The organism is Arthrobacter terricola, assembly GCF_004354015.1.
GTDB lineage: Bacteria > Actinomycetota > Actinomycetes > Actinomycetales > Micrococcaceae > Arthrobacter > Arthrobacter terricola.
In genome coordinates this window covers 50,795-68,205 of the sequence record NZ_SMRU01000009.1, presented here as the reverse complement: position 1 = coordinate 68,205, position 17,411 = coordinate 50,795, and the positions used below count along the sequence as shown (strand labels likewise).

At 61.3% G+C, this 17,411-nt stretch carries 39 protein-coding genes; all 39 read left to right on the top strand.

The genetic code is table 11. The annotated features are described in order from the left end of the window. Positions 1-104: 104 nt before the first annotated feature. The 39 genes from E1809_RS09290 to E1809_RS09130 all read left to right on the top strand — a co-directional run bounded on the left by E1809_RS09290 (position 105) and on the right by E1809_RS09130 (position 17,395). Positions 105-611, top strand: a complete 507-nt coding sequence (locus E1809_RS09290) for a hypothetical protein (RefSeq protein WP_133203953.1) — start codon at positions 105-107, stop codon at positions 609-611. Next, a complete protein-coding gene (locus E1809_RS09285; protein WP_133203952.1) occupies positions 608-859 on the top strand; it encodes a hypothetical protein in 252 nt (83 codons plus the stop codon). The genes E1809_RS09290 and E1809_RS09285 overlap by 4 nt, the downstream gene beginning before the upstream one ends. A gap of 133 nt (positions 860-992) precedes the next feature. Next, entirely contained in the window at positions 993-1,910 is a 918-nt protein-coding gene (locus tag E1809_RS09280; protein WP_165962264.1) for a lambda-exonuclease family protein, read from the top strand. 1 nt (position 1,911) lies between these two features. Then, complete coding sequence (locus E1809_RS09275; RefSeq protein WP_133203950.1) at positions 1,912-2,295, top strand: helix-turn-helix domain-containing protein; 384 nt, start codon at positions 1,912-1,914, stop codon at positions 2,293-2,295. Then, positions 2,295-2,612 carry a hypothetical protein gene (locus tag E1809_RS09270; RefSeq protein WP_133203949.1) on the top strand — a complete coding sequence of 106 codons (318 nt, stop codon included), beginning with the start codon at positions 2,295-2,297 and terminating at the stop codon, positions 2,610-2,612. Before E1809_RS09275 ends, E1809_RS09270 begins: the two co-directional genes overlap by 1 nt. 2 nt (positions 2,613-2,614) lie before the next feature. Beyond that, a complete protein-coding gene (locus E1809_RS09265; RefSeq protein WP_133203948.1) occupies positions 2,615-2,920 on the top strand; it encodes a hypothetical protein in 306 nt (101 codons plus the stop codon). Between the two features lie 2 nt (positions 2,921-2,922). Beyond that, on the top strand, positions 2,923-3,225 hold the full coding sequence (locus E1809_RS09260; RefSeq protein WP_133203947.1) for a hypothetical protein: 303 nt from the start codon (positions 2,923-2,925) through the stop codon (positions 3,223-3,225). Next, positions 3,225-3,797: a hypothetical protein gene (locus E1809_RS09255; protein ID WP_133203946.1), complete on the top strand. Its 573-nt coding sequence runs from the start codon at positions 3,225-3,227 to the stop codon at positions 3,795-3,797. The genes E1809_RS09260 and E1809_RS09255 overlap by 1 nt, the downstream gene beginning before the upstream one ends. Then, on the top strand, positions 3,794-4,117 hold the full coding sequence (locus E1809_RS09250) for a hypothetical protein (protein ID WP_133203945.1): 324 nt from the start codon (positions 3,794-3,796) through the stop codon (positions 4,115-4,117). Before E1809_RS09255 ends, E1809_RS09250 begins: the two co-directional genes overlap by 4 nt. Continuing rightward, positions 4,114-4,272 (top strand): hypothetical protein, encoded by a 159-nt coding sequence (locus tag E1809_RS26630; RefSeq protein ID WP_165962263.1) that lies wholly within the window; start codon positions 4,114-4,116, stop codon positions 4,270-4,272. The genes E1809_RS09250 and E1809_RS26630 overlap by 4 nt, the downstream gene beginning before the upstream one ends. Continuing rightward, positions 4,269-4,664 carry a hypothetical protein gene (locus E1809_RS09245; protein ID WP_133203944.1) on the top strand — a complete coding sequence of 132 codons (396 nt, stop codon included), beginning with the start codon at positions 4,269-4,271 and terminating at the stop codon, positions 4,662-4,664. Before E1809_RS26630 ends, E1809_RS09245 begins: the two co-directional genes overlap by 4 nt. Then, entirely contained in the window at positions 4,661-4,825 is a 165-nt protein-coding gene (locus E1809_RS26625) for a hypothetical protein (protein ID WP_165962262.1), read from the top strand. The genes E1809_RS09245 and E1809_RS26625 overlap by 4 nt, the downstream gene beginning before the upstream one ends. After that, positions 4,822-5,046, top strand: a complete 225-nt coding sequence (locus E1809_RS09240) for a hypothetical protein (RefSeq protein WP_133203943.1) — start codon at positions 4,822-4,824, stop codon at positions 5,044-5,046. The genes E1809_RS26625 and E1809_RS09240 overlap by 4 nt, the downstream gene beginning before the upstream one ends. A 283-nt stretch (positions 5,047-5,329) precedes the next feature. Continuing rightward, on the top strand, positions 5,330-5,662 hold the full coding sequence (locus tag E1809_RS09235) for a hypothetical protein (RefSeq protein ID WP_133203942.1): 333 nt from the start codon (positions 5,330-5,332) through the stop codon (positions 5,660-5,662). Next, positions 5,659-5,874: a hypothetical protein gene (locus E1809_RS09230; protein ID WP_165962261.1), complete on the top strand. Its 216-nt coding sequence runs from the start codon at positions 5,659-5,661 to the stop codon at positions 5,872-5,874. The genes E1809_RS09235 and E1809_RS09230 overlap by 4 nt, the downstream gene beginning before the upstream one ends. Before the next feature lie 116 nt (positions 5,875-5,990). Then, positions 5,991-6,716, top strand: a complete 726-nt coding sequence (locus tag E1809_RS27055; protein ID WP_205754146.1) for a hypothetical protein — start codon at positions 5,991-5,993, stop codon at positions 6,714-6,716. Further along, the gene (locus E1809_RS09220) at positions 6,703-7,038 is read left to right on the top strand and encodes a hypothetical protein (protein ID WP_133203940.1); all 336 of its coding nucleotides are present in this window, start codon (positions 6,703-6,705) and stop codon (positions 7,036-7,038) included. Before E1809_RS27055 ends, E1809_RS09220 begins: the two co-directional genes overlap by 14 nt. 1 nt (position 7,039) lies before the next feature. Then, positions 7,040-7,471 (top strand): hypothetical protein, encoded by a 432-nt coding sequence (locus tag E1809_RS09215; RefSeq protein ID WP_133203939.1) that lies wholly within the window; start codon positions 7,040-7,042, stop codon positions 7,469-7,471. After that, positions 7,468-7,788, top strand: a complete 321-nt coding sequence (locus E1809_RS09210; protein ID WP_133203938.1) for a hypothetical protein — start codon at positions 7,468-7,470, stop codon at positions 7,786-7,788. The genes E1809_RS09215 and E1809_RS09210 overlap by 4 nt, the downstream gene beginning before the upstream one ends. A gap of 378 nt (positions 7,789-8,166) precedes the next feature. Further along, positions 8,167-8,532, top strand: coding sequence for a hypothetical protein (locus E1809_RS09205; protein ID WP_133204041.1), 366 nt, complete (start codon positions 8,167-8,169; stop codon positions 8,530-8,532). 223 nt (positions 8,533-8,755) lie between these two features. Continuing rightward, complete coding sequence (locus tag E1809_RS09200; protein WP_133203937.1) at positions 8,756-9,166, top strand: hypothetical protein; 411 nt, start codon at positions 8,756-8,758, stop codon at positions 9,164-9,166. Next, positions 9,166-9,804, top strand: coding sequence for a DUF7340 domain-containing protein (locus E1809_RS09195; RefSeq protein WP_133203936.1), 639 nt, complete (start codon positions 9,166-9,168; stop codon positions 9,802-9,804). Before E1809_RS09200 ends, E1809_RS09195 begins: the two co-directional genes overlap by 1 nt. Then, on the top strand, positions 9,801-9,983 hold the full coding sequence (locus tag E1809_RS09190) for a hypothetical protein (protein WP_133203935.1): 183 nt from the start codon (positions 9,801-9,803) through the stop codon (positions 9,981-9,983). The genes E1809_RS09195 and E1809_RS09190 overlap by 4 nt, the downstream gene beginning before the upstream one ends. Before the next feature lie 318 nt (positions 9,984-10,301). Further along, positions 10,302-10,442: a hypothetical protein gene (locus tag E1809_RS27050; RefSeq protein WP_205754145.1), complete on the top strand. Its 141-nt coding sequence runs from the start codon at positions 10,302-10,304 to the stop codon at positions 10,440-10,442. Between the two features lie 334 nt (positions 10,443-10,776). Beyond that, positions 10,777-10,908 (top strand): hypothetical protein, encoded by a 132-nt coding sequence (locus E1809_RS27700; protein WP_268908669.1) that lies wholly within the window; start codon positions 10,777-10,779, stop codon positions 10,906-10,908. Positions 10,909-11,077: 169 nt separating this feature from the next. Then, on the top strand, positions 11,078-11,218 hold the full coding sequence (locus E1809_RS26620) for a hypothetical protein (RefSeq protein ID WP_165962260.1): 141 nt from the start codon (positions 11,078-11,080) through the stop codon (positions 11,216-11,218). Beyond that, positions 11,215-11,349: a hypothetical protein gene (locus E1809_RS27695; protein ID WP_268908668.1), complete on the top strand. Its 135-nt coding sequence runs from the start codon at positions 11,215-11,217 to the stop codon at positions 11,347-11,349. The genes E1809_RS26620 and E1809_RS27695 overlap by 4 nt, the downstream gene beginning before the upstream one ends. After that, on the top strand, positions 11,346-12,824 hold the full coding sequence (locus tag E1809_RS26615; RefSeq protein WP_165962259.1) for a DUF6745 domain-containing protein: 1,479 nt from the start codon (positions 11,346-11,348) through the stop codon (positions 12,822-12,824). The genes E1809_RS27695 and E1809_RS26615 overlap by 4 nt, the downstream gene beginning before the upstream one ends. 25 nt (positions 12,825-12,849) lie before the next feature. After that, a complete protein-coding gene (locus E1809_RS09180; protein WP_133203934.1) occupies positions 12,850-13,257 on the top strand; it encodes a hypothetical protein in 408 nt (135 codons plus the stop codon). Positions 13,258-13,320: 63 nt separating this feature from the next. Beyond that, positions 13,321-13,605: a hypothetical protein gene (locus tag E1809_RS09175; RefSeq protein WP_133203933.1), complete on the top strand. Its 285-nt coding sequence runs from the start codon at positions 13,321-13,323 to the stop codon at positions 13,603-13,605. Continuing rightward, positions 13,602-13,931 carry a hypothetical protein gene (locus E1809_RS09170; protein ID WP_133203932.1) on the top strand — a complete coding sequence of 110 codons (330 nt, stop codon included), beginning with the start codon at positions 13,602-13,604 and terminating at the stop codon, positions 13,929-13,931. Before E1809_RS09175 ends, E1809_RS09170 begins: the two co-directional genes overlap by 4 nt. Further along, positions 13,928-14,116, top strand: coding sequence for a hypothetical protein (locus tag E1809_RS09165; RefSeq protein WP_133203931.1), 189 nt, complete (start codon positions 13,928-13,930; stop codon positions 14,114-14,116). The genes E1809_RS09170 and E1809_RS09165 overlap by 4 nt, the downstream gene beginning before the upstream one ends. Further along, complete coding sequence (locus tag E1809_RS09160; protein ID WP_133203930.1) at positions 14,113-14,436, top strand: hypothetical protein; 324 nt, start codon at positions 14,113-14,115, stop codon at positions 14,434-14,436. The genes E1809_RS09165 and E1809_RS09160 overlap by 4 nt, the downstream gene beginning before the upstream one ends. 327 nt (positions 14,437-14,763) lie before the next feature. Continuing rightward, a complete protein-coding gene (locus tag E1809_RS09155) occupies positions 14,764-15,099 on the top strand; it encodes a hypothetical protein (RefSeq protein ID WP_133203929.1) in 336 nt (111 codons plus the stop codon). Positions 15,100-15,148: 49 nt separating this feature from the next. Next, positions 15,149-15,580 carry a hypothetical protein gene (locus E1809_RS09150; protein ID WP_133203928.1) on the top strand — a complete coding sequence of 144 codons (432 nt, stop codon included), beginning with the start codon at positions 15,149-15,151 and terminating at the stop codon, positions 15,578-15,580. Then, entirely contained in the window at positions 15,577-16,017 is a 441-nt protein-coding gene (locus E1809_RS09145; RefSeq protein WP_133203927.1) for a zinc finger domain-containing protein, read from the top strand. Before E1809_RS09150 ends, E1809_RS09145 begins: the two co-directional genes overlap by 4 nt. A gap of 248 nt (positions 16,018-16,265) precedes the next feature. Next, on the top strand, positions 16,266-16,754 hold the full coding sequence (locus tag E1809_RS09140) for a hypothetical protein (RefSeq protein WP_133203926.1): 489 nt from the start codon (positions 16,266-16,268) through the stop codon (positions 16,752-16,754). A 192-nt stretch (positions 16,755-16,946) separates the two neighbouring features. Continuing rightward, positions 16,947-17,165 (top strand): hypothetical protein, encoded by a 219-nt coding sequence (locus tag E1809_RS09135; RefSeq protein WP_133203925.1) that lies wholly within the window; start codon positions 16,947-16,949, stop codon positions 17,163-17,165. Then, positions 17,162-17,395: a hypothetical protein gene (locus E1809_RS09130; RefSeq protein ID WP_133203924.1), complete on the top strand. Its 234-nt coding sequence runs from the start codon at positions 17,162-17,164 to the stop codon at positions 17,393-17,395. Before E1809_RS09135 ends, E1809_RS09130 begins: the two co-directional genes overlap by 4 nt. The last annotated feature ends 16 nt before the right edge of the window (positions 17,396-17,411 follow it).

Sequence of the window (17,411 nt, the reverse complement as noted above, 5' to 3'; positions counted from 1 at the left end):
CCGTTGTGCGTCAGCACGCGGGAATGGATCGGGCCTTTCCCGGTCACCACTACCACCCACCACCCGGACTGTGACAACCGTGTTGACGACGATTTGAGGACGCGATGAAGATTTTTGACAAGCTCGTGCGGCTCGCCAAGGGCAGCCACGTCCGCGAGGAGCAGGGCGCTTGCGTCATGGAGTACGTCTCCATGGTCGCCGGCGAGGCATTCAGCGACAGGCCCAAGTGCACCGAGCCGGTGGTGTTCGGTTACGCGTGGCGCGCCAATGACAATATGACCGACGACGGGCGTCAGCGGCTTCTCGAGCTCGTTCCGCGCCTGCTTTCGGCGTCTCCGTTGAATCCGATCCCGGAAGTCGGCGCGACTATCACGGAGATGGCGTTTTGGAGGACGCGCCAATTCGAGCTTGAAGAGCGCCTCCGCGAAGCATGGGTGGACAAACTCTTCCCTTACACGCCAATTCCTGAGGACGACGCCCGGTTCAACGCCCTCAACGCCGTGCTCGATGAGTACGACAAGCTCCGTGAGGAGTGGGATCTCGGGCCCGCTTCCTGCCCCGTCAATGCTGACGACCTGACCGCTCTGGTCGAAGCCGTAGGTGCGCGATGACCGCGCAGATCACGCAGGAGCAGCACGAAGCCGCCGCGCACGTCCTCTGGTATTTCAAACGCGAAGGCTGGCAGCCGGGCAGCTTCACGGAAAGCCTGCTGAGCACGTTCGGGAAAGCCGACATGAACAACGTCCGGAAACTCGCCGGTGCTTTCCCGGAGCTCGGGGACGCGTTCCAGCTCGGCGCGTACTTCGCCGGTGGAATCGAGATTCTCCGGGAACGATTCAACGCGGGCCTGAGGCAGTGAAACGAAACGTCACCGTCGTTTGCGTGGCGTGCGGTTTGAGCATGACCGGTTGGGTCGATGACTCCGAAGAGCACCGCCCCGTCCACGTCGGCCCCTGGCGGTGCCGGTGCACCAAAGCGAAGGAAGTCGAAGCGTGACCGTCATCAGAGAATCGACCATCCTCGGGAACGCCGAGTATGTGGGGACGTTCGAGCAGGACTCCCCGGAATGGCACGCCCAACGGGGCGAGGTCATCGGGTCCTCGGACATTGCGTCCATCCTTGGCCTGTCCCATTTCAAGTCCGCGTACACGCTCTGGCATGAGAAGGCCGGCCTGATCGAACCGAAAACCCCGGACGAACGGTGGCAGAACAAACTGGACTACGGGCATTTCATGGAGCCGTTCGTGGCCAGCAAGTTCATGCAGAAGAACCCTGAGTACTCGTTGCAGGAGACGGGTTCGTGGCGGTCCACGCTGCACCCGTGGCAGGGCTGCAACCCTGACCGTCTCGTGCACCTCGTTGATACCCCGTCTGAGGTTCCTACCGCTCACTCCGTCGTGGAGTTGAAGACCTTCCCCTCCCTCGCGGACTGGGCGGACGGTCCGAGCGCTGGGTACATCGCGCAGCTCAAATGGCAGCTGGACGTGTTCGGGTTCCCGATGGGTTGGGTGGCTGGGTACGCGAACCTTTCCGGTGACTATGTGCAGTACCCGTTCGAGCTTGACCCGTTCGAGGCCGACGCCGTGCGTGCCAAAGCCAGAGCGTTCGCTGACTCCATCACGGAGGGCGTTGCCCCGGATATTGACGGCTCCGACTCCACCTATCAGACGCTCCGCCGCCTGAACCCGTCAATCCCTGACCCCAAAGCGGAGGCCGTGATCCCTGACGAGATCGCGGAGCAGTACTTGGAAGCGGCGAACAACGCGAAGGTCTCCGAGTCGGAACTGCTGAAAGCAAAGGGTCACCTCCTGGCCTTTATGGGGACCGCGAAATTCGCCGTTTACGACGGCAAAAAAATCGCCTCTCGCGTGGCGATCAAAGACGGCGTCCCGTATTTGAAGGAAGCATGAAATGAACACATTGGAATCCCGGTTTGCAGAAGCTGTTTGGCGTTGCCGAAATGGTCTGCGGTTATCGCAGATTGACCTTGCCGCCCTAATGCAGGACTCCGGGTGGGACAACGCGAATCAGGCTCAGGTAAGCCGCATTGAACGCGGAGAACGTCACGTAAGTCTAGGTGAGGCTGCTGCCCTCGCTAGAATCCTGGGATTTTCCCTCAGTGAAGTGGTTGACGGCAAAGAAGTATCGCCGTCCCCAGCGGCAAGCGAGCGCCTACTGCTGGATGAGGTTCAGGGAACACTTTCGCAGTTAGCGCTAAAGATCGAACTTACCCAGCGCGCGTTGAAATACGGCATCGCCATCAAGGATGGCATCCCGCATTTGAAGGAGGCGTGATGACCACCCCGAAGGTAACGGAGTTGTCCCGCCAACTCGACGAGGCCCGCGCGAAGCTGGCGACCCTCCCGAAACCGGGCGTGTTGAACGCCCTCCCGTGGGACACCACGGATTCCCGCCGTGCCGCCGCGATCATCGAGGCCCAGGCTTTGGTGACGCAGCTTGAGAATCTTCTGGCCGCCGCCGTCCGATCCACCCTCACCGAGATCATCGACACGGTTTCGGCCATCCCTGAGGACATGACGAATTTTCGTCTCCTCCGCCAGTCCGTCCTCCTTTTGAACGCCCTAGCCAAGTTGGAAGAGAGCCTGATTTAGCCATGAAATTTGCAGAACTGAAAGCCCAGTCCGCCGTAAAGCAGCAGAGCGTCCTGATGATGCTTTCACTCGAGCGGATCCGGACTGGTTTCCGGAAGACCCGGATGGCTGACATCCAGAACGCGCGCCGCCTCCGCAATAACCACGCGAACCGTGCCACGTTGCGGGCTGCCCGGTTCGGTCACAGCGAGTTCCCCGCTACCGGGCACATTTACTCCGGGACTGTTGATCCTGCCGAGGTGAAGCGCCGCCGCGCGAAGAACAAGGTAGCCCGCCGGACCCGCGCCGCTGCACGGAAGCAGGGCTGACCATGAGCACCGAACCCATCATCATTTACGGTGCGTCCGATGACCTTATTGAGGTCGAAGGCGCCATCTCCGAAGAGTTCGACTGCTCAGGGAAGTGGGAAGGAGTCCTGGAATCCCCTGACGGCTGGAGGCTCGGCGTGACGGCCAAATTCACCGGGGAATGGGAGATCGCCGTCGTCGCGTCCGGCGAAGGATGGTACCCGGATTGGCCCATCCAATTCACGGAACGGCCAGACCGTGAAGGCGACCCTGCGGTGAAGATCTGGGCACCCGAAGGGACAACCCTCACCGAGGTGAAGGGCTGATGGGCTTCCAACTTTCCGACGACTACATCACCGTTGGTGAGCGCATCGTGGAGTTCCGCACCAAATACCCGGACGGCTCACTGCAGCCTGCAGACCTCGCCAAGCCGTACACGTTCGAGACGATCAACGGCAACCAGTCCGTCGTCGTCGTTGCTGCGGCGTACCGCACACCAGAGGACACGCGCCCCGGTATTGGGATGGCGTACGAACCTATCCCGGGGGCCACGAATTTCACCCGCGGGTCTGAGCTGCAGAACGCTGAGACGGCGGCGTGGGGCCGCGCGATTGTCGCGGTCCTGGCTGCGGACACGAAGAGGGGGATCGCCTCTTATGAGGAGGTCCGGGTGCAGCAGGAACGGGAGCAGCCGCGCGCCTCACAGACCCGCTCACAGGGCCGCGCGGCACCCGCAGTCGATGAGCAGGTGCTTGCGGACTGGAAAGCAGCGATTGACCAAGCCGCAGGCGACCGAGACGCGCTACTGAAGCTTTACAACGATGCCCAGTCGCAGAAGGCGCCGAAGGCAATCCTCGACAGGATCAAGGCCGAAGGGAACAAGGCGAAGCCACAATGACCACTGAAGACGAATACGCGGCCGCCATCGCGTTCCTTGACATGGGTCAGCGGGACATCCATTTCTTCCAGATGGGCCCGGGCCTTTGGGAGAACCTGCCGCCGAACGTCATCCTCGAGGAGAACGTTCCGGAGTACCTGACGGCGTGCCTGATCAACGAGGACGCATCGTCCAAAACGATCGCGGACACGAAGCGTGCGGCCTTGCACGTTTATGTCGATTCTCTTGTTGACGCGTTCGAGGAGTGGGCGAGGGACACGGGCCGGGACGACCTGCTGCTGACTGTTGGCCAGCGGCTGGAACAGGCGGTGAAACAGTGACCGACGCCGAAAAACTTTTCCAGAGCATGGACACGGCCGTCACCGTGGTTGAACTGTTCACCGGCTACCGGAACGCCTTCATAGCGGCTGGCTGGTCCTCTAAGGGCGCGGAGATCATGACCATTGAGCTTTTCCGTCAGGGGCAGAAGTCATGAGCGGGTGGGACAGGAATGAAGAGCTGAACAAGCTGTCGTCCCGCAGGCTCGACGGCGCGAACCTCATCCTGGCCAAGATGTGGATATACCACCGAGACCTTGAGGTTCAGTCGTGGACGTACGCACAAGCCAAGACCGAGTATGGCCGCCGCTACGCCCGAGTCGTGGTGCAGTGCCGACTTGAAGGCGAGAAGTCAGCCGAGGTCGCTGGCCGGTACGCCGACATGGACGAAGAAGTACACAAGGCCCATGCAGCATATCGCTTGGCCGAGCAGATGGTAACGGCGAACCGTGAAGCGCTCCGCATACTGCACGCCGAACTCGACGCCCACAGGACGGCCCGGGCTGACGCCCGCATGGCCGACGAATTCCAAGCAAGGACATCGATATGAGTTGGGGAGCGAACGACCCTCAAGCGCGGGCAATCATCGCCCACCATCAGCACGCGACGGAAATTCAGAACGCCATGCACTGCGTGGTTCTTCTGGCCGCGCTGTTCTTCGAGGGAGAAGACCTCGCGAAAGTACTAGCCGAAGTGGAGACGAAGCCATGAACGACTGGAATGACCCTGCCTACCAGGCCGCGAAGAAGGCCCGGACGGACGCGTACATGGAGTTCTGCACGGTCGCCGCGGCTAACCCGCACCTGTACGGCCAAGAAGGATTCATGGAGTACTACGAAGCGCACACCGTCCCGGCACGTGAGGCGTTCAAAGCCGCGCACCGGACATGGATGGCCGAAACCGACCGTGTACAGGCCGGTGCGGGATGCTGAGGACATGCCCCGGCTGCGGACGCCAGACACAGCCGCGCAGCAAGAAGGCGGACAGGCAGTACATTGCCGGTGTCCTGAGGACGCAGCATGCCGATGGGCGGTGCCTGTCTTGCGCAAAGTCCGACAAGGATGGGAAGCCGCGCATGCAGGAATCCCGGACACCGGTCCAAGTGGCCCGGGATAATGTCCGGCTCCATAACACCATCTCCGGTCTGGGTGCGTTCTTGACCGCCCGCCGGCGCCGCAGGGTCCCCGCCGAGGGCTGGCGGGTCAGTGAATCATCATGATGACCGCGAAAGAGTTCAGCAAGTACCTGGACCGCGACGGGGCCCGCTGCTACCACTGCGGCACCACTGAAGGGCTCGTCCCGCAACATCGCGTGGGGCGCGGCATGGGTGGCTCCAAGCTCCTGAACATGCCGTCGAACGTCATCACTTTCTGTTCAATTCAGAACGGCCTTCTCGAATCCTCAGGACCCGCCGCGGACGAAGCACGGGCTATGGGGTGGAAGTTGCAGCGCTGGGAGGCCGATTACCTGCTTGTCAGGCCCGTCTACGACCGGGCGTCAAACAGCTGGTTCTTTCTCAATGATTCGTACGGAAGGACGGTGGCGTGATGACCGATCTCAATACGCGCACGTACGAGTACTCCGGTGACCTAACCATCGCCCAGCAGTTGACCGAGGCGGAACGCAAATTGGCGGTTGCCCTCAGAACGATTGAGGAACTCAAACACCCCAAGATGCCAACCCCGCATAGCGACGGCCATGCCAGGCTCCTCGCCGCAACACGGGAGGCCTACGGACCACGGAAAGGAAAGCGCGTGTGAGAATCCGTGGGACTAAACCGGAATTCTGGAAATCAAAAAGAATTGCCTCCGTTTCATGGGACGCAAGGCTGGTTTTGAAAGGCCTTGAATCCTATGTCGATGATAACGGAGTGGGCGTGGATGACATCGAATTGATTGTCTCTGATGTGTTCCCTCGCGACATGTTCTCCAACCCTCGCGAGACTGTCGCGAGGGTGTCCGAAGCGATTTCCGAGCTTCACCGGGCCGGTTTGGTGCACCGATATGAGACCAAAGGAGAGCGCCTGCTCTTCGTTTCGTTCTGGGAGTCAGCTCAGCGCATCGACAAGCCGGGGAAGGGCAGAAATCCGCGTCCTGACGGGACTTTGGAGTACAAAGACTCTGAAATTCGCGAGAGTGTCGCGATATCTCCCGAAACCCTCGCGCCTGTAACAGGGGAACAGGGGAACAGGGGAACAGGGGAACAGGCCGCTGTGGTTCCGTTACGTAACTACGTTGCAGAGCGCGAAGTTGAAGTTTCACGACGAACCACCGTTCAAACCGGAGCGAAGATCGTGAACCAATTCAACGACCGCATCCCGGAAACTCTCCCTTCGAAAACACGCCAAGACCTAACGGCTCATGTCACGGTCGCTCTTCAAGACGGAATATCCGAAGCTCATATCCGCCGCGGCATTGAACTTTGGTACGCAAAAGCATTGGGGCCAGGAGCATTACCCGGATTCATATTCGAAGCCCAGCGCGAAGCCAACGGGGGAGGCCAAGCAATCAGAACACGTCAAGCCACCGGAACGGAGCGGGCCATAGCCGGGCTTGAGCTCGCCGCACAGTACGCAGAGGAAGAACGCAATGGAGAAAAGTGAAACGGCGAAGATCCTCGCCAAGGCTGCCCTTATCGACAATCGCAAGATTGACCGTGAAACCGTCGAGGCATGGCACGAGGTCATCGGGCATGTTCCTTATGACATCGCCATGGCGGCCCTGACGATCCATCGCCGGACGTCGTCGGACTATCTCGTTCCGGCGCACATCATCTCGAACCTCCGCAAGGCGCGCGAGCTACACGCACTAGAGGTGAATCGGTTGAGGGCTTTGGACCCGCCTAAGCCGGCACCGCGCACGAAGATGCCTGAGTGGTTCCGGGACGCTATTGCAAGCTTCGGCAAGATTCCGGAGGACCAATGAAATGCCCGACTCCCAAATGCCGCTCAAATTTGACGAAGCCGACGCCGACGACCTGATCAACATCATTCGCCGCCGCCGCCCCAACTGGCACCCCCAGGCCATCAAGGCTCAGCTTGGCATCGCAGCGAACAGGGGCGCTTCACTCGGGGAAGTGACGTCAGCAGCAGAGAAGGCCATGAATGACCCAAAAGCGAAGCTGCCGCCGGCGATTCTGTGGCCGGAGTTTTGGGGGAATCCGGAGACGGCTGGCTTGTCTGGTGAGCGGCTGTGTGTGGAGTGTTTGCGGAAATTCGCGGTGGAGACCATGACCAAGCGTGGCCGCTCTTTCTTTTGCGGCGGCTGCGTCCCGGTGAAGCGGGAACCGACCGATTCAGCGTTCGATTCGGCGGAATTCAATCAAGGAACTTTTATGGAAAGGACATCTGGGGAATGAGCGATGAGATCCCCGGGCAGGGTGACATTTTCGCTGAACTGGACGAGCCGGCGCCAACCCCGCCGTTCACGGTCTACACATGCGTGTGGGCCGCGATGGGCCGCTGTGGATGGTGTGGCGGGAAAGGCTGGGACGGCGGCGGTGCATGCCGGAACCCGAAAGACGAAAACGAGTCCTGGTACTACGACTACTGCAAATCATGCCGGGAAAACTACGGCTACCCGCATGTGACCCGTGAAGGTTTCGCGCTGAACATCGATCGCACTCAGAAGCCGCGGCCCGGGGGCGCTCCGGACTTCGGGAAGGATGCGGCATGACTCAAGAAAAGGAGGCTTCAATGCCTGGATCAGAAACCGTCGAACGAACCGAGTGCGGGCATGACCCGGATCTGGTGTGCGCGGATTGCGTCGAGGAAACGATTGAGGTGACGTGCTGATGGCCCAAGTATCAGAAACTTGTTCGTGTGGTGCGCAGTTCACGTGGATCAGCAAGGACGCAGAGTACGCGCAGACCGCTGTTGAGGCGTGGCGTGGCAGTCACCGGCATGAGATGAAACCCGTGGATGACGGGTTCCGCCCCGCCGGCGGGAACGTGGCCTCCACGGAGCGCAAGTCGGATAGCACCGGCCATGAGCTGGATGCTGAGTTCCGTCCCGGCCCGTACGGTCGCGGGATCTCCCTGAAATGGCATCAGTCATGACGGCCTACCACCGGCAGAAGGGTTCGTCCTTTGAGCGGGCCACAGCCGACTACCTTGCCGAGGCGCTGGACGACGACGGCATTGACCGTCAAGTAAAGACCGGGAACAAAGACAAGGGCGATATCCGGGGCGTGAAGATCCACGGGCAGCGCATCGCCGTCGAATGCAAGAACCTGGCACGCCTGAACGTCGGAGCGGCGCTTGCCGAAGCTGAGGTGGAGCGCGGGAACCTCGACGCATTGGCCGGGGTTGTGATTGCGAAACGCCACGGCAAGGGCAAGCCGCAAGATCAGATCGTTTACATGAGCCTCGCGGATTTCGCGGCGATCCTCGCCGGCCACCGCCCGGAACAGGAGCAGTGATGGAGAACGCGCCGGCTAAGTCAGGTTCTCCCTGCTCGCGTAAGTGTTGCTGGACGCCGTTCGGCACGTGTTCGAAGCACCGGAATCGTGGCTGTCATCGGGCGCAGAAGGTGGCTGACGCGGACGCGGAGCGCATCCGGCAGGAGTTGGAGCGTTTGGCCCGCGCGGACCGTCAGGCGAAGACGAGGGCCGCTAACGGCTGGACGGGGATGGGAGCTAAGCCATGGGAACGCTGATCTTCTACCACGGCGGCGTGGACGGGCTGATGGTCGGGGACGTCCTGGAACCGGGGCACTCTCGGAGGCAGCACGACGGGTGCCCGTGGTGTGAGGCCCGGGCCAAGGGTGAAGCGCACATGGGCATGGATGGCCCGTCACGGTGGGCTTCGGTGTACTTCACCCCGAACCGGCTGTACGCGAAGTTCCACGCCAGCATGTATGGCCGCGGGGATTTGTACCGGGTGGAGCCTGTCGGGGAGGTTGTGAGGTCCACGGAAGATTCCATGGAGTCCTACCGCGCACCCACGGCCCGTGTCGTCGCCGTGTATGAGCGGGCGGTGCTGCTGACGATGACGGAGCGGCGGAAGCTGGACCGTGAATGGGCTGCTGCGGACGCACTGATGGGGAGGGTCTGATGGAAACGCTGAATCTGGACATGGCTGTTGGATTGCTGACCCGGTTGTCGAAGCACCGGATCGAGGACGAGGACGGCGGCACGCACTGGGTGACGGCCCTCCCTCTGCTGGTGCAGTTGAAGATGGCCATCGCGAACTCGGCCATGCAACCGACCGTGAAGGGTGCTGGCGGGACGCCGATCCCGCTGGCCGCCGAGGCTTATGACTTGTACTACGGCAGTGACGGGATTGTGCCGGTAACGTCCCATCATTGGTGGCTGCTGCATGCCGTCCACAAGGGCCAGGGGCGGGGCAAGGTCGCCACAGAACTGAGGGCGTGGGCTATGGCGGCCCGGTCCTCTGTTGAGGCCTTCACGGAGGCGGAGCGGATCATTTGCGGGTGGCGTGACGCGATTGAGGGGCTGCTCATACCGACACGGCGGTGGGAGATCGTCGGGGCTTGCCCTGAGTGTCAGGTGTCCCGCGTGGTGGACCGGGAGGAGGACGGGCATATCTTCACGAAGCCTGCCTTGTCGGTGGTGTACGGCCCGGATGGTGCTATCTCGAACGGGGTGTGTGCTGAGTGCGGGGCGGAGTGGCGGGGGGATAACCTGCGGAAGCTCGCCTGGTTGGTGTCAGTCCAGGGGAGGTTGTCGTGAGCTTTCCGGGCTTTGGCCGGGCGGCGGCCAGTTATGAGGAGCTTTTGCCTGAGGACATGGCGTGCGCCGGCTGCGGGGACTGTGACGCGTGCTTCCGGGTGGATGCGGACCTGGAACGTGAAGAGGCCGCGATTTCGGCGATGGAACAAGCAGACGAAGACAGGCGGGTTGGGCTGTGATTGGAAATTGGCCGGACCCTATGGGCGGCGATGATGCCTGAGGGATACACCGGGCGCGGCTTTGGGATTTTTGCCGACTTCACCGACCGCTACGGCAACCGCGTCAGCGTTCATGAGTCCTCGCTGGCGAGTGAACCCTGCGTGTGGATCTCGTGCGATGTAACCGAGGCAACGGCGGAGAGTTACAAGAGTGCTGGGGTCGTTCCCTCGGCGCACCTGACGGTCGATATGGCGCGGAGGGTGCGTGATGCTTTGACGGAGTTCATTGAGTCTCCGAAAGTACTTGTTTATTACCCATTCGGAGACTAGAGTTTCTGTATGGGGATAAACGGAGCCGATGAGAATCCCAGCATCCAATGGGCGCGCGAAGAGCAGATGACAATGCTCAGGCTCAGCTTCGAATCCATGCGCATCACTGACGAACACAACCCTGACAGTGGTCCATCATGCCCTGACTAAAAGACCTGGAGAGTCCCGTTCGCGTGTTCCCCCAGTCGCGCGTTCGGGTCCCCAGAGCCCTCCCCCGGCGGGGTTCTCCACGGAGCCGGGACACACAAATGAATAGCCCGCTGTTACATGAGCGGCGGGAGGGCTGAGCAGTTACTGGTGTTTTCCGGGTTCGAATCCCGGCAGCCCCCGTGTTTTATCTTCTGCGCGGCCAGTCAACACAGCCACCCGCGGAGCTCGGCGTGAAGATCCGTTGGCGGGGTAATCCTTTCTGTCCCGTGTTAGCAACGCTTCTGCTGGCCGCGCAGGACACCAAAAAACCAACCATCAAATTCAGGGGGACGTCATGGAATCTAAGTTTTCTGAACTGATTGATCTGGTCCTTGGCATGGACCGTAACGGTGCGGAATGGGAATCCGTCCGGCCGGCGCAGAAGCTCGCTCATGAGCTTCAGACCCAGGCTAAGGCCGCGGCATGAGCACGCACGCGGACTGGGAGAAGGCCCGGACTGTCCGGAATCAGGCGGCGGTGCGTGTGGCTCGTGCTGTTCTGGCTGGTTACTCGCCTTCAGCGAGGGATCTTGCTGATTTCGCGAAGGCTGATTCTGACATGGAACGCATTGACGATGAGCTTGCGGGGGATCTGCAATGACCCGCGAACAGGCCGCTGTTGAGGCGATGGGTAAGGTCGCTGAGGTTTTGGACGACTGCTACCGGGGCAACCAGACTCTGGCGTCGGCGTTTTTCGAGATCACGCAGGTCCGGGCCGAGTATGAGGCCCAGTCATGACCCGCACCGAACCGTCCACGGCCACGTACGGTCTTGACCCGGAAACCACCCCGGCCCTGCTTGCGAAACTCCGCAACCTCCCCGCTGATCTGCGCGACCAAATCCTCACCAGCAAAGGAACCACCAAATGAGCTACAACGGACCGTATAAGGGCAAACTAACGCCCGAGGATCTTGCGATGCTGCAAGAAACCATCACCGAACGCATGGCGCAGGCGCTGTCCACCGAACGATGCGACCGGGCAACCGCTGAGGCTGCCGTCCGTGAGCTGTACACGGCGAACAACCTCGCCGCCCCGGCATTCATCTGGATGGACTCACCGCTTGGCGGGATCTTCGCGCTATCGACACTCAAGACCATGGCCAAGGGATTGAAAGGGGACCATCTCCGGGACCAGCTCCGGGGCCAGCTCGGGGACCAGCTCTGGGGCCAGCTCGGGGACCAGCTCGGGGACCAKCTCCGGGGCCAGCTCTGGGACCAGCTCTGGGACCAGCTCCGGGGCCAGCTCCGGGGCCATCTCTGGGACCAGCTCGGGGACCAGCTCGGGGACCATCTCGGGGACCAKCTCCGGGGCCAGCTCCGGGGCCAGCTCTGGGACCAKCTCCGGGACCAKCTCCGGGACCAGCTCCGGGACCAGCTCGGGGACCAGCTCGGGGACCAGCTCCGGGGCCAGCTCCGGGACCAKCTCCGGGACCAGCTCTGGGACCAGCTCTGGGACCAGCTCCGGGGCCAGCTCCGGGGCCAGCTCCGGGACCAGCTCGGGGACCAKCTCCGGGACCAGCTCCGGGGCCAGCTCGGGGACCAGCTCTGGGGCCAGCTCGGGGACCAGCTCTGGGACCAGCTCCGGGGCCAGCTCTGGGACCAGCTCTGGGACCAGCTCGGGGACCAGCTCCGGGGCCAGCTCGGGGACCAGCTCAAAGATGACTACAACGCCTACTACAACGGCTTCACGTCCTGGTACGAAACCTACTGGACCGTGCTCTACTCCAAGGCTTTCGAGATCGCGAAGATCCACGCACCGGAACTGGAACACAAGCTCAGCCTGTTCACGAGGGTGATGGATAACACTGGCTGGTGGTATGCAACGCCGGCTGTTGCGTTCATGACAGAACGCCCAGTTCGAGTGCTCCGTGATGCGCAGGGCAGGTTGCACGGCCCGAAGCGTGCCGCCATTGAGTACGCGGATGGGTACACCCTGAACGCGTGGCACGGCACACGCCTCCCGGTTGGTTTCCACGAAACCGATTGGACCCTCGAAGCGGTCATGAAGGAAACGAACGCCGAGGTGCGCCGTTGCGCTATCGAAGCAACCGGGTGGGAAAAGTTCGTAGCCAAGTCTGGCATGAAACCCGTTGGCAAGCCCGTCCCTGACCCTGGTAACGCGCCGTTCGAACTGGCATTGTACGACCTGCCCAAAGCTTTGAACGGCCTGTACGCGCAGAAAGCCCGTGTGCTGCTCTGCACTAACGGCACGGTCGAGCGTGACGGGACCCGCCACAAGTACGGCCTGATCGTTGAGGGCCACCAAACCGACCCCGTTGCCGCTGCCGCTTCACTCTACGGTGTTGACCGTGACACCTACGCCACCCTCGAAATCCGCAAGTAAACCAAACCAAAGGAAAGTAACGATCATGACAACCCTTCTCGAAGCAACCCAATCCACCGGCGTCAAAGTCCTCGACTACCTTGACCACGAAGCTGACGTACCTGTGATCACGAAAGCCGCTTGCCAGGGCGACGTGTCCGTGTTCCGCACAGATGCGCCCGCCGCTACGACACCGATGCCTAAGACCGTCATGGTCGTCCGTTCAGAAGCGTCCACGAACACGCATACCCTGCACCCTGCCGGGGAGTGCTTCTGGGACTACAACAAGACCGCCTCGGTCACCGATCTTGCGCTTGGCACGCTGACCGTCGCGGACGGTTCGAAGGCGCTGCTCATGCATCAAGAACACGGCGGTATCGAGATCGGTCCCGGAACGTACACGGTGGGCCGTCAGCGCGAATTCGCCGGGGAATGGGCTTACGTAGCCGACTAGCAAAGTCCTTTGGTGGGTGCCCGACCGGGCACCCACCAACAACCCCTGACGAAAGGAACCAGCGTGATGTCGATCCGTGAACTGCTCGCACCCGTCAAAACCCGCGCCGAGGCTTACCGTGACCATGGAACGCCAGGACTTCACGCGCCGCAGGACCGCGCCAAGCTGCTCGCCGCCGTTGAAGGCGTCTTGGAGGTTCATGACTCTACCGATGCGATCATGAATCCTGGTCGCCATGAGCGGCTCGTGAAGGTCTGTGTGGGTTGCGGGACGGATGACGGAAACTGGCAGCACTGGCCGTGCCCGACGATCACCGCCGTTACCGCTGCCCTCGGAGGCGGGGAATGAGCCGCGAAGAATATGCCAAGTGCGCAACTCGTGATGAAGCCGCAGCATACGCACTCGCCGCATCGGATGTTAGGTTCCCTGACATCCGCGCCATCCACGCCCTCGCCGCCGCGGATGCCCATGACGCCGCCCGCGGCATCCACAGGGTAGCGATTAACGCCAAGACTGTGGAACGGGTCGCACGGGCGCTCCATGACCGCATCCGCAGTCAGGCCGCTTGCTCGTGCTGCTTCACGGCATGGGAGGACGCGAGCGAGCGAACCCGAGAAAGCTACCGAGACGACGCCCGCGCGGTTCTGGCTGCTGCTGTGGAGGCGGGGCAGTGAGCGGGCAGGGGTGCAACTGCGGTTGCGGGAAAGACCGCGCAACAGTCATCCGTGAAATCGCACGGCACGAAAACCTAAACGAGTATCAAGCAGAGGCACGGCTGGACTGGGCGAATCAGACCCGCGAGGTCGGCCGCCGTGAACGGTACGCCGTCGCCACCATCGAAACCGAGGACGACGAATGATCCCCCAAGAAGCCGCCGAAGCGGCGGAAGCGCGTATCCGCAGCATGTTGCTCCGGGTAGAGAGTGGAGGTGACGCTCTAGGCATAGCTGTAGCCGCAGTTGAAGCCGCTGCCCCGTTCCTGCGGGCACAAGCCCTCGCTGAGGTGGCCCCGCTGATCCACTCCTTGACCGACCGGGACTACTGCTCGTTCGACCACCACGGCGGATGCCAAGCCCACGGCTACCTTGACCTGCAACCCGGCGAAACCTGCCCGCAGCAAGAGGCAAAGGAATTCGTGAAGGCCCACGGCGTGAAGGACGACGATGCCAGCAAAGATTGAGCTCGGCTTCAGGGGCCGGTGCGAGGCCTGCAACGAAAGCAGCCCCTTCGGCTCATGGAATGAAGCCCACGTCTGGATCCTGACCCACAACAAAGCAAACCACAAGGAGAACCGATGACCCGGCTTCTAGCAACGATCCTCGCCACCGTCTGGATTCTCGCCGCCGTGTCAGCAACGCTTCTGCTGGCCGCACCAGAACCAAACCGAAAGGCAAACGATGACCATCACCGAATTCCTGGAAGGGAGTATCACTCCGGGCCGTCTCCTTGGCTTCCATGACTGGGTTCCGGGCCGTGCCGCGAAGATCCTCAAGGGAGAGGTCAAGGCATGAAAAACCTGCCTCGCCCCGAATATCCTAGCCCTCACCCCTCCGAGACCTTCGAGGCGCACCTTGCCAAGGTGGAGCAGTGGGAGCGGGACATGGTTTCTTTTCGCCGCAGTAAGCCGCTACTCAAGCGACTACGAAAAGGGTGGCTGGAGGGATTCGCGGAGTTCCATTTGCAAGTATTCGGTAAGGCCACCCGGTACCGAAAGAGCCAGGTTCAGCTTGAGCAGGAACGCCGGATGGAGCACATGGAACGGATGGCCGAACGGATGAGGGAGTGGAAGCTGCCGCCGAGGCCCGAAAGGGAGGGCAATGGGACGCCGCTATTCGAATCGTAGGGCTGCGGCGAGGCGGCACAAGGGCCGCGGTCTCGGCAAGGGCACGGCGATGAACAAGCTCGAAGAACCCGGATTCTTCATCGCTGTGGATGAACGCAAGATGCGGCGTTTCGAGGACGAGATAAAGGCGCTCGAAAACGCCGAGGAACGCCTTGCCGCCGCTGAGCGCAGGGTTGAAGCTTACGAGCGGAAGCTTGCCAAGATTCGGGCGAAGGTCGAGGCAACAGCCGACGAACGCCAGATCGCCGCCGAGCAAGGAGCCAAACTCCGCAGATTGCAAGACGCCGTCGCCCGCCGTCGCCAAGAGTTGACCGAACTGCAGTCGCTCATGACGACGGCACCCAATGCACCGACAGACAAGAAATTCCGGCACCGCACCGGCAACGACGACCACTTGGAGCTTGGGTTGCCAAAGCGGCCCAAGCCCGAAGAGGTCCCCATATTCCCCGTGACCGTAATACCTGCCGAGGAGGCGTCGTGAATGATGCAATGTTCGCCCTGTTCGTGGCGAGGGAGGTGGAACAAACAAAAGAAGTCAACCGCATGATGAGACATTACGACTATGAGACCTACAGCAGGGAACATAGTTACGTCCGGGAGTATTACGCGCTTCTGCAAGCATGCGCACAGCGCGGACACTTCGAAGCAATTGCTGAAGCCATGTCATGGACCACCGATGAGACGTATGACTCAGATGTTGATTCCCGGGCTGCACAAGCTGCCGTCAAGCGGGATCACGACATGGCCTTTTCGGTCGAATGCCCCTATTGCGGAGCCAAACCGGAAGCTCCATGCGTCATCGGGAACGGCCATAAGAACGCTGGAAAACCTATCGAGAGTTTCCATGGAAACAGGTTTCGACACGCTCAGCATATCCAGTACACAAATGAACCAACACGCCGAACTACATCCTTGTAATTCATGCCCAGTTTCACGATATACTGACAGGGCACACTTGAGCTGTCAAAAAAACAGGTCACTTTAGTCTTCAAAGCCCCCGAACTCCCCCCAATGGTTCGGGGGCTTTGTCGTGCCCGGAACGGAGTGGTCATGGCTCTTCCTGTAACCGCCGCTGACGAGGTTTTGAAGCGAATCAAAGAGCTTGACAGTGAAGAGTCCACAGCCCTCAAGGCAGGTTTGTGATTGCGGGGCAAGTCGGACTCAGAATGCATGCGACCGGCCTTGAGGGCCGGATCATCGAGGAAGTCACCAACTCCGAAACCCACCACACCGTCGTCGCCATCGACGAGACCCGGTGCGTGTCCGCTGAATGGCCGTACGTGATCGTCAGGAACATCAGCGACTACCCGACCCTCGTATGGTCCCGGTTCGAGCTCACAGACGCGGAGAGGGCCGCCATAGTGGCCGAAGCGGAACGCCTTATCGGCCGCCCGTACAACCTCGCCGTCCTGTTCGTGATCCTGTTCTCCCGTGCCTTCCATGTCCCGGTCCCGAAGTTCATCCGCGACTGGCTGAAACGACGCCGGCCCGTGGACTGTTCAGAGCTGTGCTGCATGGCCCTTGAGGCTGGCGGGATCGAGCGTTTCAACACGGACGCCGCACTCGTGGTGCCAGGTGATTTTCAAACGATGTACGAGAGTTTGGGATGGCTAAATGCGAACCAGCGCAGTTCAGGGATTACCGCACAACCATGACGACCAGTGGCGGTGCCCGGTCTGCAAAGTCTGGTACGTGGTCCCCTCCCTCGCCGCCGACTGCGCCGCGAAGCACGGCAATTCGACAAAACGCGCTTAGCGCCGAATAAGTGAATGATCCACCTAGGCGGACGCGATCACAATTATGACCCTTCTCGCCATGTGGAATCGAAGAATGTTCGAGGAGAAGCCATGATCGACCACAAGAACTACTGCTCCGTGCTCAAAACCGGCGAGTGCAACTGCCAGCATGTGGCCCTCCCGCTGCCGTCCGATACGTTCGACGGCGGCATTGACCACGACTTCGACGCGGACACGTACGACTGCCACCGCTGCATCGCGGAACGCGCCGTATTCCGGGCCAAGTACACGCCAGAGCCCGCCCGCGACCGGATGAGCAGCGCCAGATGAACACCGTGATCCGCGCGATCCCGACCAGCCTCATGCACATCAACCAGTTCGGGGAACGGTACTTCACCACCGACAAGCTGTCCTGGCAGCAGCAGATCGACTTGAAAGACGAACTCGCCGGCCAAGGCTACCTCGTTCAAGAGATCTACCTGCCCGACCCGCTCCAAGTCCTCGTCGAACGCCGCGTCCGCACCGAACTGCAAGCCGAATCGGCCAAAAAGCCACTGTAGGGGAAAGGCGGTACGG

Coding starts and splice junctions, on each gene's coding strand:
- E1809_RS09245 (WP_133203944.1), top strand. CDS start 4,269: ATGAGCGGGTGGGACAGGAATGAAGAGCTGAACAAGCTGTCGTCCCGC.
- E1809_RS09255 (WP_133203946.1), top strand. CDS start 3,225: ATGGGCTTCCAACTTTCCGACGACTACATCACCGTTGGTGAGCGCATC.
- E1809_RS09170 (WP_133203932.1), top strand. CDS start 13,602: ATGAGCCGCGAAGAATATGCCAAGTGCGCAACTCGTGATGAAGCCGCA.
- E1809_RS09220 (WP_133203940.1), top strand. CDS start 6,703: ATGGAGAAAAGTGAAACGGCGAAGATCCTCGCCAAGGCTGCCCTTATC.
- E1809_RS09215 (WP_133203939.1), top strand. CDS start 7,040: ATGCCCGACTCCCAAATGCCGCTCAAATTTGACGAAGCCGACGCCGAC.
- E1809_RS09135 (WP_133203925.1), top strand. CDS start 16,947: ATGATCGACCACAAGAACTACTGCTCCGTGCTCAAAACCGGCGAGTGC.
- E1809_RS09200 (WP_133203937.1), top strand. CDS start 8,756: ATGGGAACGCTGATCTTCTACCACGGCGGCGTGGACGGGCTGATGGTC.
- E1809_RS09130 (WP_133203924.1), top strand. CDS start 17,162: ATGAACACCGTGATCCGCGCGATCCCGACCAGCCTCATGCACATCAAC.
- E1809_RS27050 (WP_205754145.1), top strand. CDS start 10,302: ATGGGGATAAACGGAGCCGATGAGAATCCCAGCATCCAATGGGCGCGC.
- E1809_RS09240 (WP_133203943.1), top strand. CDS start 4,822: ATGAACGACTGGAATGACCCTGCCTACCAGGCCGCGAAGAAGGCCCGG.
- E1809_RS09150 (WP_133203928.1), top strand. CDS start 15,149: ATGAACAAGCTCGAAGAACCCGGATTCTTCATCGCTGTGGATGAACGC.
- E1809_RS09195 (WP_133203936.1), top strand. CDS start 9,166: ATGGAAACGCTGAATCTGGACATGGCTGTTGGATTGCTGACCCGGTTG.
- E1809_RS09160 (WP_133203930.1), top strand. CDS start 14,113: ATGATCCCCCAAGAAGCCGCCGAAGCGGCGGAAGCGCGTATCCGCAGC.
- E1809_RS09260 (WP_133203947.1), top strand. CDS start 2,923: ATGAGCACCGAACCCATCATCATTTACGGTGCGTCCGATGACCTTATT.
- E1809_RS27695 (WP_268908668.1), top strand. CDS start 11,215: ATGACCCGCACCGAACCGTCCACGGCCACGTACGGTCTTGACCCGGAA.
- E1809_RS09285 (WP_133203952.1), top strand. CDS start 608: ATGACCGCGCAGATCACGCAGGAGCAGCACGAAGCCGCCGCGCACGTC.
- E1809_RS09155 (WP_133203929.1), top strand. CDS start 14,764: ATGAAAAACCTGCCTCGCCCCGAATATCCTAGCCCTCACCCCTCCGAG.
- E1809_RS26620 (WP_165962260.1), top strand. CDS start 11,078: ATGACCCGCGAACAGGCCGCTGTTGAGGCGATGGGTAAGGTCGCTGAG.
- E1809_RS26625 (WP_165962262.1), top strand. CDS start 4,661: ATGAGTTGGGGAGCGAACGACCCTCAAGCGCGGGCAATCATCGCCCAC.
- E1809_RS27700 (WP_268908669.1), top strand. CDS start 10,777: ATGGAATCTAAGTTTTCTGAACTGATTGATCTGGTCCTTGGCATGGAC.
- E1809_RS09180 (WP_133203934.1), top strand. CDS start 12,850: ATGACAACCCTTCTCGAAGCAACCCAATCCACCGGCGTCAAAGTCCTC.
- E1809_RS09205 (WP_133204041.1), top strand. CDS start 8,167: ATGACGGCCTACCACCGGCAGAAGGGTTCGTCCTTTGAGCGGGCCACA.
- E1809_RS09275 (WP_133203950.1), top strand. CDS start 1,912: ATGAACACATTGGAATCCCGGTTTGCAGAAGCTGTTTGGCGTTGCCGA.
- E1809_RS09235 (WP_133203942.1), top strand. CDS start 5,330: ATGATGACCGCGAAAGAGTTCAGCAAGTACCTGGACCGCGACGGGGCC.
- E1809_RS09140 (WP_133203926.1), top strand. CDS start 16,266: ATGCATGCGACCGGCCTTGAGGGCCGGATCATCGAGGAAGTCACCAAC.
- E1809_RS09265 (WP_133203948.1), top strand. CDS start 2,615: ATGAAATTTGCAGAACTGAAAGCCCAGTCCGCCGTAAAGCAGCAGAGC.
- E1809_RS09270 (WP_133203949.1), top strand. CDS start 2,295: ATGACCACCCCGAAGGTAACGGAGTTGTCCCGCCAACTCGACGAGGCC.
- E1809_RS09210 (WP_133203938.1), top strand. CDS start 7,468: ATGAGCGATGAGATCCCCGGGCAGGGTGACATTTTCGCTGAACTGGAC.
- E1809_RS09250 (WP_133203945.1), top strand. CDS start 3,794: ATGACCACTGAAGACGAATACGCGGCCGCCATCGCGTTCCTTGACATG.
- E1809_RS09290 (WP_133203953.1), top strand. CDS start 105: ATGAAGATTTTTGACAAGCTCGTGCGGCTCGCCAAGGGCAGCCACGTC.